This is a genomic window from Stenotrophomonas maltophilia group sp. RNC7, assembly GCF_030910085.1.
In the GTDB taxonomy this organism is placed as follows: domain Bacteria; phylum Pseudomonadota; class Gammaproteobacteria; order Xanthomonadales; family Xanthomonadaceae; genus Stenotrophomonas; species Stenotrophomonas sepilia.
On sequence record NZ_JAVFVN010000673.1, the window covers coordinates 1 to 15,358 of the forward strand.

At 66.8% G+C, this 15,358-nt stretch carries 13 protein-coding genes; 3 read left to right on the top strand and 10 right to left on the bottom strand.

Features of this window, described 5'->3' with window-relative positions:
- Positions 1-89: 89 nt before the first annotated feature.
- Positions 90-3,212, bottom strand: coding sequence for a multidrug efflux RND transporter permease subunit SmeE (gene smeE, locus RCF13_RS13890; protein ID WP_308141265.1), 3,123 nt, complete (start codon positions 3,210-3,212; stop codon positions 90-92).
- Positions 3,213-3,224: 12 nt separating this feature from the next.
- Positions 3,225-4,409, bottom strand: a complete 1,185-nt coding sequence (gene smeD / locus RCF13_RS13895) for a multidrug efflux RND transporter periplasmic adaptor subunit SmeD (RefSeq protein WP_134968362.1) — start codon at positions 4,407-4,409, stop codon at positions 3,225-3,227.
- 207 nt (positions 4,410-4,616) lie between these two features.
- On the opposite strand from smeD, the gene smeT reads away from it, so the two are divergent.
- Together smeT and RCF13_RS13905 are read left to right on the top strand one after the other, a co-directional pair.
- A complete protein-coding gene (gene smeT, locus RCF13_RS13900; protein ID WP_308141266.1) occupies positions 4,617-5,276 on the top strand; it encodes an efflux transporter SmeDEF transcriptional repressor SmeT in 660 nt (219 codons plus the stop codon).
- Positions 5,277-5,321: 45 nt separating this feature from the next.
- Positions 5,322-6,314 (top strand): Gfo/Idh/MocA family oxidoreductase, encoded by a 993-nt coding sequence (locus RCF13_RS13905; RefSeq protein ID WP_134968363.1) that lies wholly within the window; start codon positions 5,322-5,324, stop codon positions 6,312-6,314.
- Between the two features lie 96 nt (positions 6,315-6,410).
- On the opposite strand, the gene hslU is transcribed toward RCF13_RS13905, so the two are convergent.
- The 8 genes from hslU to RCF13_RS13945 all read right to left on the bottom strand — a co-directional run bounded on the left by hslU (position 6,411) and on the right by RCF13_RS13945 (position 13,890).
- Positions 6,411-7,784 (bottom strand): ATP-dependent protease ATPase subunit HslU, encoded by a 1,374-nt coding sequence (gene hslU, locus RCF13_RS13910; protein ID WP_026347094.1) that lies wholly within the window; start codon positions 7,782-7,784, stop codon positions 6,411-6,413.
- 94 nt (positions 7,785-7,878) lie between these two features.
- Complete coding sequence (gene hslV / locus RCF13_RS13915) at positions 7,879-8,430, bottom strand: ATP-dependent protease subunit HslV (RefSeq protein WP_005411093.1); 552 nt, start codon at positions 8,428-8,430, stop codon at positions 7,879-7,881.
- Between the two features lie 85 nt (positions 8,431-8,515).
- Positions 8,516-9,412, bottom strand: coding sequence for a tyrosine recombinase XerC (gene xerC, locus RCF13_RS13920; protein WP_134968364.1), 897 nt, complete (start codon positions 9,410-9,412; stop codon positions 8,516-8,518).
- A 16-nt stretch (positions 9,413-9,428) separates the two neighbouring features.
- On the bottom strand, positions 9,429-10,103 hold the full coding sequence (locus RCF13_RS13925) for a DUF484 family protein (protein WP_134968365.1): 675 nt from the start codon (positions 10,101-10,103) through the stop codon (positions 9,429-9,431).
- On the bottom strand, positions 10,100-10,951 hold the full coding sequence (gene dapF / locus RCF13_RS13930; RefSeq protein WP_061479703.1) for a diaminopimelate epimerase: 852 nt from the start codon (positions 10,949-10,951) through the stop codon (positions 10,100-10,102). The genes RCF13_RS13925 and dapF overlap by 4 nt, the downstream gene beginning before the upstream one ends.
- Complete coding sequence (locus tag RCF13_RS13935) at positions 10,944-11,216, bottom strand: lipoprotein (RefSeq protein WP_134968366.1); 273 nt, start codon at positions 11,214-11,216, stop codon at positions 10,944-10,946. Before RCF13_RS13935 ends, dapF begins: the two co-directional genes overlap by 8 nt.
- Before the next feature lie 82 nt (positions 11,217-11,298).
- A complete protein-coding gene (locus RCF13_RS13940; protein ID WP_061479705.1) occupies positions 11,299-11,724 on the bottom strand; it encodes a YbaN family protein in 426 nt (141 codons plus the stop codon).
- Positions 11,725-11,778: 54 nt separating this feature from the next.
- Entirely contained in the window at positions 11,779-13,890 is a 2,112-nt protein-coding gene (locus tag RCF13_RS13945; RefSeq protein WP_134968367.1) for a S9 family peptidase, read from the bottom strand.
- Between the two features lie 143 nt (positions 13,891-14,033).
- Here RCF13_RS13945 and RCF13_RS13950 point away from each other — a divergent pair, with 143 nt between their 5' ends.
- Entirely contained in the window at positions 14,034-15,218 is a 1,185-nt protein-coding gene (locus RCF13_RS13950) for a pyridoxal phosphate-dependent aminotransferase (protein WP_061479706.1), read from the top strand.
- The last annotated feature ends 140 nt before the right edge of the window (positions 15,219-15,358 follow it).

Below are 15,358 nucleotides of genomic sequence, written 5' to 3' on the forward strand. Positions count from 1 at the left end.
CGTACGCCGCACGGTGGTAGCGCCGGGCCATGCCCGGCGGCTACGCGGTGAGGCATCCGCCGGGCATGGCCCGGCGCTACCGGATTTCATCACTCGGCGGTCTTGCGCTTGAACACGCGCTGCACCACCACGAAGAACAGCGGCACGAAGAACACGCCGAGCACGGTGCCGACGATCATGCCGCCGAGCACGCCGGTGCCGATCGCCTGCTTGGCGCCGGAACCGGCACCGGTGGAAATCGCCAGCGGTACCACGCCCATGCCGAAGGCCAGCGAGGTCATCACGATCGGACGCAGGCGGTCGCGCACGGCATGCATGATCGATTCGATCAGGCCTGCGCCCTTCTCCAGGTTCTCCTTGGCGAACTCCACGATCAGGATCGCGTTCTTGCTGGTCAGGCCCACCGTGGTCAGCATCGCCACCTGGAAGTAGATATCGCGTTCCAGGCCCTTGAAGGTATTGGCCAGCACCGCGCCGAGGATGCCCAGCGGGGCCGCCAGCAGCACTGCGGTCGGCACGCTCCAGCTTTCGTACATCGCGGCCAGGCACAGGAATACGATCATCAGCGAGAGCGTGTACAGCAGTGGCGTCTGCGAGCCAGCCTGGCGCTCCTGGTATGACATCGCCGTCCATTCGATGCCGAAGCCCGCCGGCAGCTGCTTGGCCAGTTGTTCGATCTCGGCCATGGCATCACCGGAGGCGACACCCGGGGCCGGTTCGCCCTGGATTTCCATGGCCGACACACCGTTGTAGCGTTCCAGGCGCGGCGAACCGTAATCCCAGTGCTTGGTAGCGAAGGCACTGAACGGCACCATTTCACCCTTGTCGTTCTTCACGGACCAGAGATCGAAGTCCTCCGGCACCATGCGGAACGGCTGGTCGGCCTGCACGAACACACGCTTGACGCGGCCACGATCGACGAAGTCGTCGATGTACGAGCTGCCCCACGCGGCGGCCAGCGTGCCGTTGATCTGGTCGATCGACAGCCCCAGCGAGGTCGCCTTGGCCGCGTCGATGTCGATGCGGAACTGCGGCGTGTCCTCCTGGCCGTTCGGGCGCACGTTGGCCAGCTTCTTGCTGCCGGCGGCGAGGCCGAGCAGCTGGTTGCGCGCGGCCACCAGTGCCTCGTGGCCCTGGCCGCTGTTGTCCTTCAGGAAGAAGGTATAGCCCGAGGCGGTGCCCAGTTCCGGGATGGCCGGCGGCGGGAAGGCGAAGATGAAGGCATCCTTGATCTGGCCCAGGGCCGCCATCGCGCGTCCGGTGATCGGCATCACGCCATTGTTGGCGTCACGCTCGCTCCAGTCCTTCAGCTTGACGAATGCCATGCCGGCGTTCTGGCCCATGCCGGCGAAGCTGAAGCCCTGCACCGAGAACACCGAGTCCACCGCATCCTTCTCGTTCTGCAGGAAGTGGTTTTCCAGTGCCGCGATCGATTCCAGCGTACGTTCCTGGGTGGCACCCACCGGGGCCTGCACCAGCGCCATCAACACGCCCTGGTCTTCGTTGGGCAGGAATGAGCTGGGCAGGCGCACGAACAACACGCCCATCAGCACGAACAGCGCCGCCACGATGCCCATGAAGCGCCACGGGCGATGGATGATGCCGCGCACGCCACGCTGGTAGCTTTCGCTGGTGCGGTCGAATCCACGGTTGAAGCCATTGAAGAAGCGACCGGCCAGGCCGCGGTGGGCAACATGATGCTCGCCCTTCTTCAACGGCTTGAGCATGGTCGCGCACAGTGCCGGCGTCAGCACGATCGCCACCAGTACCGACAACGCCATTGCAGAGACGATCGTGGCCGAGAACTGCCGGTAGATCACGCCGGTGGATCCGCTCATGAAGGCCATCGGCACGAACACCGCCGACAGCACCAGGCCGATGCCCACCAGCGCGCCGGTGATCTGGCCCATCGACTTGCGGGTCGCCTCGAGCGGCGACAGTCCTTCCTCGGACATGATGCGCTCGACGTTCTCCACCACCACGATGGCATCGTCCACCAGCAGGCCGATCGCCAGCACCATCGCGAACATGGTCAGCATGTTCACCGAGAAGCCGAGCATGGCCAGCACGCCGAAGGTACCCAGCAGCACCACCGGCACGGCGATGGTCGGGATCAGGGTGGCGCGGAAGTTCTGCAGGAACAGGTACATCACCACGAACACCAGCACGATCGCTTCGATCAGGGTCTGCACCACGCCCTTGATCGACACGCGCACGAACGGGGTGGTGTCGTACGCGACCTCCGCCTTCAGCCCGGCCGGGAAGAAGCTCTTCATGTCTTCCAGCGCAGCATTCACGCCGGCGGCGGTATCCAGCGCGTTGGCGCCGGTGGCCAGGGTCACCGCCAAGCCGCTGGCCGGCTGGCCGTTGTAGCGGGTGACGAAGTCGTAGGACTCGGCACCCAGTTCGACGCGGGCAACGTCGCCCAGGCGCAGCTCGGCACCGTCCTGCGCGCCGCGCACGATGATGTTGCGGAACTGTTCCGGGGTCTGCAGGCGCGACTGCGCGTTGATGGTGGCGTTGAGCTGCTGGCCCTTCACCGACGGCGCACCGCCGAGCTGGCCGATCGCCACCTGGGCATTCTGCGCCTTGATCGCCGCAGTCACTTCCGCGACGGACAGGCCATAGGTATGCAGCTTGTTCGGGTCCAGCCAGATGCGCATGGCGTACTTGCCACCGAATACCTGGATGTTGCCCACGCCCGGCACGCGGCTGAGGCGGTCGACGACATTGGAACCGACGTAGTCGGCGATGTCGTTGGCGTCCATGCTGCCGTTCTCGGACACGAACGCGATGACGTTCAGGAAGCCCGAGCTGGACTTGGCCACGTTGATGCCCTGCCGCTGCACTTCCTGCGGCAGCAGCGGCATGGCCAGCTGCAGCTTGTTCTGCACCTGCACCTGGGCGATGTCCGGGTTGGTGCCGCTCTCGAAGGTCAGGGTGATGGTGGCCTGGCCGTTGGACGAGCTGTTGGAGGAGAAGTAGATCAGGCCATCAAGGCCCTTCATGTTCTGCTCGATGATCTGCGTCACCGAGTCTTCGACCACCTTGGCCGATGCACCCGGGTAGGTGGCGCTGATTTCCACCGCCGGCGGCGCGACGTTGGGGTACATCGAGACCGGCAGCTTGAACAGGGCCAGGCCGCCGGCGAGCATGATGATGATGGCGATCACCCACGCGAAGATGGGTCGATCGATGAAAAAGCGTGCCATGGGGTTCTCCGCTTACTTCGCGTCGCCGGCCGGGGCGGCAGGCTGGGCGGCGGCCGCCGGCTTGGCCGGTACGTCGCCCTTTTCGGTGGCCTTGACCGGCATGCCGGGGCCGATCTTCTGCAGGCCTTCCACGATGACCTTGTCACCGGCCTTCAGGCCGTCCTCGACCAGCCACTTGTCGCCAACCGTGCGGCTGACCTTGACCGGGCGTACTTCGACCTTGTTGTCCTTGCCGACCACCATCGCCGTGGTATCGCCCTTCGGATCGCGGGCGATGCCCTGCATCGGCACCAGCACGGCATCACTGCGCACGCCGCCGCCGATCACCGCACGCACGTACATGCCCGGCATCAGCAGGCCGTCCGGGTTGTCCACCTTCACGCGCAGGCCGAAGCTGCCGGTGGTCGGATCGACGCTGACTTCGGAGAACTCCAGCGTGCCCTTGTGCTCGAAGGTGCTGCCGTCTTCCATCAGGATGCTGACCGGCAGGGTCTGGTTGTCCTGCAGGCGGCCGGCAGCCAGTTCGCGGCGCAGCTGCAGCAGCTCGGCCGAGGACTGGGTCAGGTCGACATAGATCGGATCCAGCTGCTGCACCGTAGCCAGTGCATTGGCCTGGCCGGCGCTGACCAGCGCACCCTGGGTGACGCTGGACTTGCCGATGCGGCCGCTGATCGGCGCGGTGATGCGGGCGTAGCCCAGGGTGACGTTGGCTGCGTCCAGCGATGCCTTCGCGGCACCGACATCCGCCTCGGCCTGCTTCTGCGCGGCCACGGCATTTTCCAGGTCCTGCTGGCTGACCGCATCGACCTTGGCCAGCTCGGTGATGCGCTTGGCGCTCAGCCGGGCGGCGTTGGCGGTGGCCTCGGCGCGGGCCAGCTGGGCGCGGGCACTGTTGGCCTGGGCGCGGTAGCTGGCGTCCTCGATCTGGTACAGCGGCTCGCCGGCCTTGACCATGCCACCTTCGGTGAACAGGCGCTTGGCGACGATGCCATTGACCTGCGGCCGCACTTCGGCGACCAGGAAGGCGTTGGTACGGCCCGGCAGTTCGCGGGTCAGGCCCACGGTCTCGGACTTCAGCGTGACCACAGTGACGTCACCCGGGCCCTGCTCGGGGGCCTGGGGTTGGCCGCCGCAGGCAGCCACGGTCGCGGCGATCGCCAGCGACAGCGCAAAGGGTCGGATTCGGCTCAGCAACATGACGGAAAGGCTCTTAGGGGAAGGAATCTCAAATCGCGCTGATACAGGCCGAAAGCGCCAGCAGGCAACGCTCACCAGCGGGGAGTGGAAGCCGGACCGGCCTGCCACGCACACGACGGGAATGATGGGAGCGAAATATACATACATGCTTGTTTGTTTGTAAACCGGTACAATTCAGCCACGTTTCACCCGCACTCGTACCCATCCATGGCCCGCAAGACCAAAGAGGACACCCAGGCAACCCGGGAAGGCATCCTTGACGCCGCCGAAGCCTGCTTCCATGAACACGGCGTGGCCCGTACCACGCTGGAGATGATCGGTGCCCGCGCCGGCTATACCCGCGGTGCGGTCTACTGGCACTTCAAGAACAAGAGCGAGGTGCAGGCCGCGATCGTCGAGCGCGTGCATCTGCCTTTCATGCAGGAGCTGGAGCGCACCTCGACCGACCAGCGCGACACGCCGGTGCACGACCTGCGCGCAGTGATGATCCACTCGTTCATCGAACTGTCCGAGGACGAGCGCCTGCGCAAGACCATGGAGATCATGCTGCGCAGCGATGCGTCGGCTGACACCAAGGTGCTGACCGAAATGCAGCAGGCCGGTTTCCGCGATGCGTTGGACCGGATGGAGCGCGCCCTGCGCCGCGCCCGCGATCTGGGCCAGCTGCGCGAGGGTGCAGACCCGAAGATCGCCGCACGCATGCTGCACGCCACCGTGCTCGGCGTACTGCACGGTGCGATGGTCGAACCGGAACTGATGGACCTCAAGCGCGATGGCATGCTCGCACTGGACATGACCCTGGCCGCCTACGTGAAGGACGGCGTGTTCGTTCCCGGCACCGTGCCCGAGCCGCTGCCCGAGGCATGAGCGGGGTCGCTGTGGCCACCGCAGCCCCAATGTGAGGACAGACGCATGATCCTGGACAACGTGGTGTGGGGCTTCATCGGCTGCGGCAGCGTCACCGAGAAGAAGAGCGGCCCCGCCCTGGCCACCACACCCGGCTCACGGGTGGCGGCGGTCATGCGCCGCAATGCCGCATTGGCCGAAGACTATGCGCGGCGCCACGCGGTGCCACGCTGGTACACGGATGCCGACGCGCTGATCGGCGATCCGGACGTGAACGCTGTGTACGTTGCAACACCGCCCTCCACGCACATGCAGTACGCATTGCAGGCGATTGCGGCGGGCAAGCCGGTCTATATCGAGAAACCCATGGCCCTGGACCTCGCCGAATGCGAGCGCATCCTGGAAGCCAGTGCACGCCGTGGCGTGCCCGTGTTCGTCGCCTACTACCGCCGCGCCCTGCCCCGATTCGCGCAGGTGAAGCAGCTGCTGGACAGCGGCGCGATCGGTACACCGCGCAGCGTTCGCGCCACCCTGCATCGGCCGCATTCGGTGAATGCCGCATCGCCGGACTTCTGGCGGACCAATCCCGCGATCTCCGGCGGCGGGCTGTTCGTCGATCTGGGCTCGCACACCTTGGACCTGCTCGATCATCTATTGGGTCCGCTGAGCGATGTGCGCGGCCTGGCCAGTTCATTGGCCGGCGCTTACGCCGCCGAGGACAGCGTCTCCATGTGCTTCCGCATCGGGCCAGGCGTGCATGGCATCGCGCAATGGAGCTTCTGCGCGTTCCGCCGCCAGGATGAGATCGAGATCACCGGCGACCGCGGCCAGCTGCGTTTCGCCACCTTCGAGGATGTACCGGTGGTGCTGGAGACCGAAGCCGGTGTGCAGACGTTCGACATCCCCAACCCGTCGTCGATCCAGCAACCGTTGATCGCGCATCTGGTGGACGAGTTGCGCGGCAGCGGCCGTTCGCCCTCGACCGGCGTAAGTGCTGCCCGCACCAGCGCGGTGATCGACCAGGTGCTGCAGGACTACCGCGCCCGGCAATCGTGCTGAGCGCCAACGCAAAAGGCCGCCCTGCGGCGGCCTTTTCTGTTGCAGTGGATGGAGTCAGGGCCCTCGCCGTGACGAGGGATCCGACCGGATCGGGCGTTACAGGATGTAGCGGCTCAGGTCCGGGTCCTGCACCAGCTCACCCAGGTGTGCATCGACGTAGGCGCTGTCGATGGCCAGGGTTTCGCCATCGCGGTCCGGTGCCTCGTAGCTGAGCGAATCCAGCAGGCGCTCCAGCACCGTATGCAGGCGGCGCGCGCCGATGTTTTCCTGGCGCTCGTTCACCTGGAAGGCGATCTCGGCCAGGCGCTCGATGGCATCGGCGGTGAAACTGACCTTGACGCCCTCGGTGGCCAGCAACGCTTCGTACTGCTTGGTCAGCGCAGCCTTCGGCTCGGTCAGGATACGCACGAAATCACCCTTGCTCAGCGCACCCAGTTCCACGCGGATGGGGAAACGGCCCTGCAGCTCCGGAATGAGGTCGCTGGGCTTGGCCAGGTGGAACGCGCCCGACGCGATGAACAGGATGTGGTCCGTCTTGATCGTGCCGTACTTGGTGGACACGTTCGAGCCTTCCACCAGCGGCAGCAGGTCGCGCTGCACGCCTTCGCGGGAGACATCGCCACCGCCCACGTTGTCGCCGCGCTTGGCAACCTTGTCGATCTCGTCGATGAAGACGATGCCGTGCTGCTCGCAGGCCTCGATCGCCGCAGTGCGGATATCGTCCTCGTTGACCAGCTTGCCGGCCTCTTCCTCGATCAGCAGCGGACGCGCGGCCTTGATGGTCAGCGTGCGCTTGTGCGCCTTCGCGCCGCCACCCAGGTTGGCGAACATCGACTTCAGCTGCTGGCCCATTTCCTCCATACCCGGCGGGGTCATGATGTCCATGCTGACATTGGCCGCCAGGTCGAGCTCGATCTCACGCTCGTCCAGCTCACCGTTGCGCAGCATCTTGCGGAACTTGATGCGGGTCTCGTTGTCCTGCGCCGACGGTTCGTTGCGGGCGACTTCAGGATCGAAACCGATGCCGCCGCTACGACGCGGCAGCAGCGCATCGAGGATGCGGTCTTCGGCGCGTTCTTCGGCCTGGGTACGCACGCGCACCTTGGCCTGTTCGCGGTACAGCTTGACCGCGGTATCAGCAAGGTCGCGGATGATCTGCTCGACGTCCTTGCCGACGTAGCCCACTTCGGTGAAGCGCGTGGCTTCGACTTTCACGAACGGCGCGTTGGCCAGCGTAGCCAGGCGGCGCGCGATCTCGGTCTTGCCGACACCGGTCGGGCCGATCATCAGGATGTTCTTCGGCATCACTTCATTGCGAAGCTCCGGCGCCAGCTGCATGCGGCGCCAGCGGTTGCGCAGGGCAATGGCCACGGCACGCTTGGCGTCGTGCTGGCCCACGATATGCCGGTCCAGTTCCTGCACGATCTCGCGCGGGGTCATGGTGGCGGAGGAAACTTCGATCTTCGACATGGATGTGCTCACGGATTCAGATGCATGTAGAGCCGAGCCATGCTCGGCTGACGGGCAGCCCTGCCGAGCATGGCTCGGCACTACAGAAGAGCGGTCACAGCTCCTCAACCACCACGTTGCGGTTGGTGTAGATGCAGATGTCGCCGGCGATGCCGATCGCCTCGCTGGCGATGGTGCGCGCATCCAGTTCGGTGTGCGCCATCAACGCGCGCGCGGCCGATAGTGCATAGGAACCACCGGAGCCGATGGCGATGATGCCGTCCTCCGGCTCGATCACATCACCGGTGCCGCTGATGATCAGCGAGGTTTCCTTGTCAGCCACTGCCAGCAGAGCTTCGAGCTTGCCCAGGCGGCGCTCGGTGCGCCAATCCTTGGCCAGCTCGACCGCAGCGCGCTGCAGCTGGCCGTGCTTTTCCAGCTTGGCCTCGAACAGCTCGAACAGGGTGAAGGCATCGGCGGCGGCACCGGCGAAACCGGCCAGCACCTGGCCGTCGCGGCCAAGGCGGCGCACCTTGCGCGCGTTGCCCTTCATCACGGTGTGGCCCAGCGTGACCTGGCCGTCGCCGGCAATGGCCACGTGCTCGCCGCGACGGACGCAGACGATGGTGGTGGCGTGGAAAACGTTGGGGTTCTGACTGGGGTCCATGATGCCTCCGGGGTGACAGAACCAGAGGTGGGGACTGCGCTGCGCCCTTCAAGCCACCCGCGACCGGCTGACGCAGGGGCAACGTTCAGCTTTCTCCGCTGCCCTCATTGCTGCGTCGACGCTTGGCGCGCGGATGCGCGGCGTCGTAGACCTTGGCCAGGTGCTGGAAATCGAGGTGGGTATAGATCTGCGTGGTGGCGATGTCGGCATGGCCCAGCAGCTCCTGCACACCACGCAGGTCGCCGGACGATTCCAGGATGTGGCTGGCGAAACTGTGCCGCAGCATGTGCGGATGCACCTGCTTGAACAGGCCCTGGCGCTGCGCCAGCTGGCGGATGCGGATCTGCACCGCACGCTGGCTGATTGGCCCGTTGCGACCGGGGAACACCGGCGATGCCGGACCACCGCCACTTTCCGCGCGCCACGCCTGCAGCGCTTCGCGTGCCGGCCGCCCGAACGGCACCCGGCGCTGGCGGTTGCCCTTGCCCAGCACGTTGACCAGCCCGCTGTCGAAATCCAGGTCGCGCCAGGTCAGCGCGCAGACTTCGCTCAGGCGCAGGCCGGAGGAATAGAACAGTTCCAGCAGCGCACGGTCACGGCGGCCGAGGTCACCTTCCGGCTCCAGTTCGACCAGCTGCACCGCCTCATCGGCGTCAAGGACCTGCGGCAACCGGCGCGGCGCGCGCGGTGCCTTCAGCGTCGCTGCCGGACTGACCTCGATGCGCCCGTGCTTGAGCAGCCAGGCATAGAAGCTGCGGCAGGCCGACAGGCGGCGTTGCAGGCTCTTGGCCGACAGGCCGCGGCGATGCTCGTCGGCGACGAACTGGCGCAACGCATCGGCATCGAGCGCCTCCACCGCTACGCCACGCGGTTCGGCCCAGACCGCTAGCGCGTCCAGGTCGCGGCGGTAGGCGTCAAGCGTATGCGCCGACATCCGCCGCTCCACCTGCAGGTGCTGCAGGAAGGCCTGTACCGCGCTCATCGTCGTCCGGTCCTGCTCAGTCGTGGAAGCGCTTCAGGCCAGTGGCCAGGGCGTCGCCCATCATGCGCAGGAACAGCGTGCCCATGCCCGGGTAGAAGCGGTTCGGGTCGTGGCTGCCGACCGCGATCAGGCCGACGCCCGGCAACGGCAGCAGCGCGGTGGTCTGCACTTCCTCGCTGCGCACGCCGTACAGGACGGCATTCTTTTCCGGCTGCAGGCGGCCGCAGATCGGCTCGCCGTCGTTCAGGCAATCGCGGAACGGGCCCAGTTGCGGATCATCGGCAGCAATCACCTGCAGCCAGTCGGCCTGTTCCAGCCCGGCCACCGGCGCATGCACCACCAGCCGCACCAGGTCGCCGGCGAAGTCTTCCTGCAGCGATGCGGCCATCGCGCGCAGGGTATCGGCCGCGTTGTCCTGCTTCATCAGTGCCAGGGTCAGCTGGTGCGTGCGCACTGCCAGGCGTTCATTGACCTGTGCGGTGGCGCCCAGGTCGGCCAACCGTCGTGCCAGCTCGCGGTTCTTCTCGCGCAGCACTTCCAGCTGGTAGCTGGCCAGCGATGCGGTCGGGCCGTCATCGCGCGGCACCACCAGGGTCAGGGCCAGGTCCGGGAACTGCTTGAGGAAGCCGGGATGCCGCCGCAACCAGGCAGCGACTTCATGGGCCCCGAGCTTGTCGACGGTTTCGTTCATGCCATCCACTCCCCTTCGAAGACGAATGCGGTCGGGCCCGCCATCACCACCGGCTGGCCATCGCCCGGCCACTGGATGCGCAGGTCACCTCCGGGCAGGCTGATGCGCGCATCGCGCTGCAGGCGGCCGCGCTGCATCAGGGTCACGGCGGCGGCGCAGGCGCCACTGCCGCAGGCCAGGGTCTCGCCGACACCGCGCTCGAACACACGCAGGCGGGCGTGCGCCGGGCCCATCACCTGGGCGAAGCCCACGTTCACCGAGCGCGGGAACGACGCGTGCTGCTGCAGCAGCGCACCGACGCGCTCGACCGGTGCAGCATCGATCAGGCCCACTTCGATCACCGCATGCGGGTTGCCCATCGACACCGCAGCAAAGCGGACGCTCTCGCCCTGCAGCGGCAGCAGGTATTCCTCGCGCGGGTGGGCGAAGCCCATCAGCGGCACGTTGGCCGGCTCGAAAGCAGGCACGCCCATCGTCACCGCAAACTGCCCTTCGCCCAGCACCCGCACCTCATGGCTGGCCAGCGGGCTGTCGATGACGAACGCATCGCCCTGCGCACTGCCCTCGCGCACCAGCCAGGCCGCGATGCAGCGCGCGCCATTGCCGCACTGCTCGGAATTGGAACCGTCGGCGTTCCAGATGCGGTACGAGGCCACCGAGCCTTCCGCACGCGGCGCCTCGATGGTCAGGATCTGATCGCAGCCGACGCCGGTGTGGCGGTCGGCCAGGCGCGCGGCCAGTTCAGGCGTGGGCGGCGCAGTGCCGTCACGCAGGTCGATCACTACGAAGTCATTGCCCGCGCCATGCATCTTGCTGAAGCGCAAGGCCCTGGAACCGGCCTTACTCATTCCCGCTGCCCGCCTTCTTCGCTGGCGCGGGTGCCGGCTGGGTGGTCGTTGCAGCCGGGTCGACGGTCGTGGCCGGGGCAACGGCGCCCTGGCCCTCGGCCGGGGTCGCCTCGGTGGCGGGCTCGGCAGCGGGTTCGACGGTTTCTTCCACCGGCACCGGCTTCTGCGGCAGTACCAGCGGGCCCTTGTTGCCGCAGGCGGCGAGGAGCAGCAGCGAGGCCGCTGCCAGCGGAATCAGGATGGCGTTTCGATGGGGGATCTTCATGCCCCGAGTATAGCCATTGGCGGCTGAGCGGTTCGTGCAGGGAATCGGGTTGCCGGCCAGCGGCCGGCACTACCGCAGGCGCTCAATCCGCGGGCGGTGGCAACGGCCGCGTCCACAGCCAGATCGCCACCACGGTCATGCTGCCGATCGAGAACCACTTCACCCAGGCGACCGGCACGCACCACAGCATGATGCAGGCGCACACCGCCATGGTGATCGTGGCCATCCACTTGCCGTAGCGGCTGACCGCACCATGTGCCTGCCAGTTGGCGATGGCCGGGCCGAAGCGCGGGTGCTGCAGCAGCCAGGTGTGCAGGCGTTCGGACCCACGTGATGCAGCCCACGCCGAGATCAGGATGAATACGGTGGTCGGGAGGCCCGGCACGAAGATGCCGACGATGCCGGTGCCCAGGCTGACGTAGGCCAGCAGCCACCACGCCCAGCGGAAACGCACCACGCGCGGTGGCGTGGCGGTATCGCGGGATGCGGAGGGCTCGGGCAGGCTCATGGCCGCAAGGATAACGGTTCGGGGTGCCCGGCAACGCCCGGCACCCCTTCGCCGTTACGGCTGGGCGATGCCCAGCTGCTGCAGCACGAACGCGTACGACTCGGACAGCTCGCGGTAGCGCTGGAAGCGCCCCGACTTGCCGCCGTGGCCGGCTTCCATGTTGGTGCGGAACAGGATCGGGTAGGGGCCGGTGTTGTGATCACGCAGCTTGGCCACCCACTTGGCCGGCTCCCAGTACTGCACCTGCGAATCCCACAGGCCGGTACCCACGAACAGCGCCGGGTACGCCTGCTGCTTCACGTTGTCGTAGGGCGAGTAGGACAGCATGTAGTCGTAATACGGCTTCTGCTCCGGGTTGCCCCACTCATCGTATTCGTTGGTCGTCAGCGGAATGGTCGGGTCGAGCATGGTGGTGACCACGTCGACGAACGGGACCTGCGCCACCATCACCCGGTAATCCTGCGGGGCCTGGTTGGCCACCGCGCCCATCAGCAGGCCACCGGCGCTGCCGCCGGACGCGGCGACACGATCCTTCGCCGCCCAGCCCTGTGCGACCAGGCCGCGGGTGACGTCGATGAAGTCGTTGAAGGTGTTCTGCTTGTGCAGCAGCTTGCCGTTCTCGTACCAGTCGCGGCCCATTTCCTGGCCGCCGCGGATATGGGCGATGGCATACACCACGCCGCGGTCGAGCAGGCTCACCGCCGTCTGGTTGAAGTACGGGTCCATCGACATGCCGTAGCTGCCGTAGGCGTACTGGAACAGCGCGCCCTTGCCGTCCTTCTGGTAGCCCTTGCGGTAGACCAGCGACACCGGCACCTTCACGCCATCGCGCGCGGTGATCCAGACGCGGTCGGTTTCGTACTTCGAGGCGTCATAGCCGATCACCGGCTGCACCTTCAGCTGGCGACGCTCGCCGGTGGCGGTGTTCAGCTCGAACACCGTGGTCGGGGTGGTCATCGAGGTGTAGACGTAGCGCAGCCACGGCGTGTCGGCCTCGGTGTTGTCGCCCAGGCCCATCGAGTACGCCGGCTCATCAGCCTTCACGTAGTCGCTGCGGCCATCCTTGAACAGCAGGCGGATGCGCTCCAGGCCCTCGGAACGTTCGGCGATGGCGGTGTAGCTGTCGAACAGCTCGAAGCCTTCGATGAACACCGCATCGTCATGCGCGATCCAGTCCTTCCACTGCGCACGCGAGGTGGCATCGGTCGGTGCGGTGACCAGCTTGAAGTTCTTCGCACCGTCGTTGGTGCGGATCACCCAGCGGCCGTCGTAGTGGTCGGCGTCGTACTCGACGTCACGCTGGCGCGGGGCCAGCACGGTGAAGGTGGTCGGATCGCTGGCCGGTGCGTAGCGCTCTTCCGAGGACACCGTGCTGTGCACGCCGATGGTGATGAAGCGATCGTCGCGGGTGCGGCCGATGCCCATGTAGAAGCTGTCGTCCTTCTCTTCGTAGACGACGGTGTCGGCGCTGGCTGGAGTGCCCAGCACGTGCTTCTTCACGCGCACGGTGAGCAGCGTTTCCGGATCGTTCTCGACATACAGCACGGTGCGGTTGTCGTCGGCCCAGACCAGGTCGCCGGAGCTGCCGGTGATCACATCGGGCAGCACCTTGCCGGTGGCCAGATCCTTGAAGCGGATCGTGTACTGGCGGCGGCCGACATCATCATCGGCCCAGGCCAGCAACTGGTTGTCCTGGCTGACCTCCATCGAGCCGACGCTGAAGTAGCCCTTGCCCGCAGCCATCGTATTGACGTCCAGCAGGATTTCCTCGGCGGCCTCCATGCTGCCCTTGCGGCGTGCGTGGATGGGGTAATCCTGGCCGGTCTCGAAACGGCTGTAGTACCAGTAGCCGCGCTCGCGCGCCGGCACGCTGGAATCGTCCTGCTTGATGCGGCCGACGATCTCCTTGTACAGGGTGTCTTCCAGTGGCTTCAGCGGTGCCAGCAGCTGATCGGCGTAGGCATTCTCGGCCTGCAGGTAGGCCAGCATGTCCTTGTCCGTGCGCTTGTCATCGCGCAGCCAGTAATAGTCATCGTTGCGGGTCGCGCCGAACGGCGCCTTGACCACGTGCGGATGCCTGGCGGCGTCCGGCGGAACGGGCGGAGTGGCGGCGGTAGCAGTCGTGGTCATCAGGCTGGCGAGCAACAGGCAGAGGGTGGACTTCATGAAGTAGGGTTCCTGGCGCATCAATGCAATGGTCTTCGGCGGGGTCAGATCCCTTTTCCCGAAAAGGGATCTGACCCCAATCGCAGCCAAGCGGCAACCCTGCGGATCGTCATGGGCCATGCCGACCGGCGTACCATGGATCCATGAGTACCCTGCCCCACACGCCGGGCTACAGCCGGCGCAGCCATGAAATCGCCCCGTTCCATGTGATGTCCCTGCTGGCCCGCGCGCAGGCGCTGGAACAGGCCGGCCACGATGTGATCCACCTGGAAATCGGCGAACCGGACTTCACTACCGCCGAACCGGTCGTGCGGGCCGGCCAGGCCGCACTGGCCGCCGGCCATACCCGCTACACCGCCGCACGCGGCCTGCCGGCCCTGCGCCAGGCGATCAGCGGTTTCTATCGCAGCCACTACGGTCTGGACATCGATCCTGAACGCATCCTGGTCACCCCGGGTGGGTCCGGTGCGCTGCTGTTGGCCAGCAGCCTGCTGGTCGATCCCGGCCGCCACTGGCTGCTGGCCGACCCCGGCTACCCCTGCAACCGCCACTTCCTGCGCCTCGTCGAAGGCGGCGCACAGCTGGTGCCGGTCGGCCCGGACACTGCGTACCAGCTCACGCCGTCCCTGGTGGAACAGCATTGGAATGCCGACAGCGTCGGCGCGCTGGTTGCCTCACCGGCCAACCCGACCGGCACCGTGCTTTCCGCCGACGAACTGGCTGCACTGTCGCAGACCCTGCACGCGCGGGGCGGCCACCTGGTGGTGGACGAGATCTATCACGGCCTGACCTACGGCCTGGACGCGCCCAGCGTGCTGCAGGTGGACGACAACGCATTCGTACTGAACAGTTTTTCCAAGTACTTCGGCATGACCGGGTGGCGGCTGGGCTGGCTGGTGGCGCCGCCGTCCGCAGTACCGGATCTGGAGAAGCTGGCGCAGAACCTGTACATCAGCGCCTCGAGCATCGCCCAGCACGCCGCGCTCGCCTGCTTCAGCGAGGAATCCATGGCGATCTTCGAGCAGCGCCGCGACGCGTTCCGCCAGCGTCGCGACTTCCTGCTGCCCGCACTGCGTGAGCTGGGCTTCCGTATCGAAGTCGAGCCACAGGGCGCGTTCTACCTGTACGCCGACGTCAGTGCATTCACCGACGACGCGCAGGCATTCTGCGCGCATTTCCTGGAAACCGAGCACGTGGCGTTCACCCCGGGCCTGGATTTCGGCTTCCATCGTGCCAACCAGCACGTGCGCCTGGCCTATACCCAGGAGGTGCCGCGATTGCAGGAGGCGGTGGCGCGGATTGCGCGCGGATTGAAGCATTTCCGGTAGCGGCGGGGGCCGCCCCCCGGGCGCCCGCCCCGCCCCCCCCCCCCCGGGCGCGCGCCGGGCGGCGCCCCCAACCCCCAAACCCCCCCCCCGGGGCGGGGGTGGCGGCGGGGTGGCTGGGGCCCCCCCCCCCCCCCCCCCCG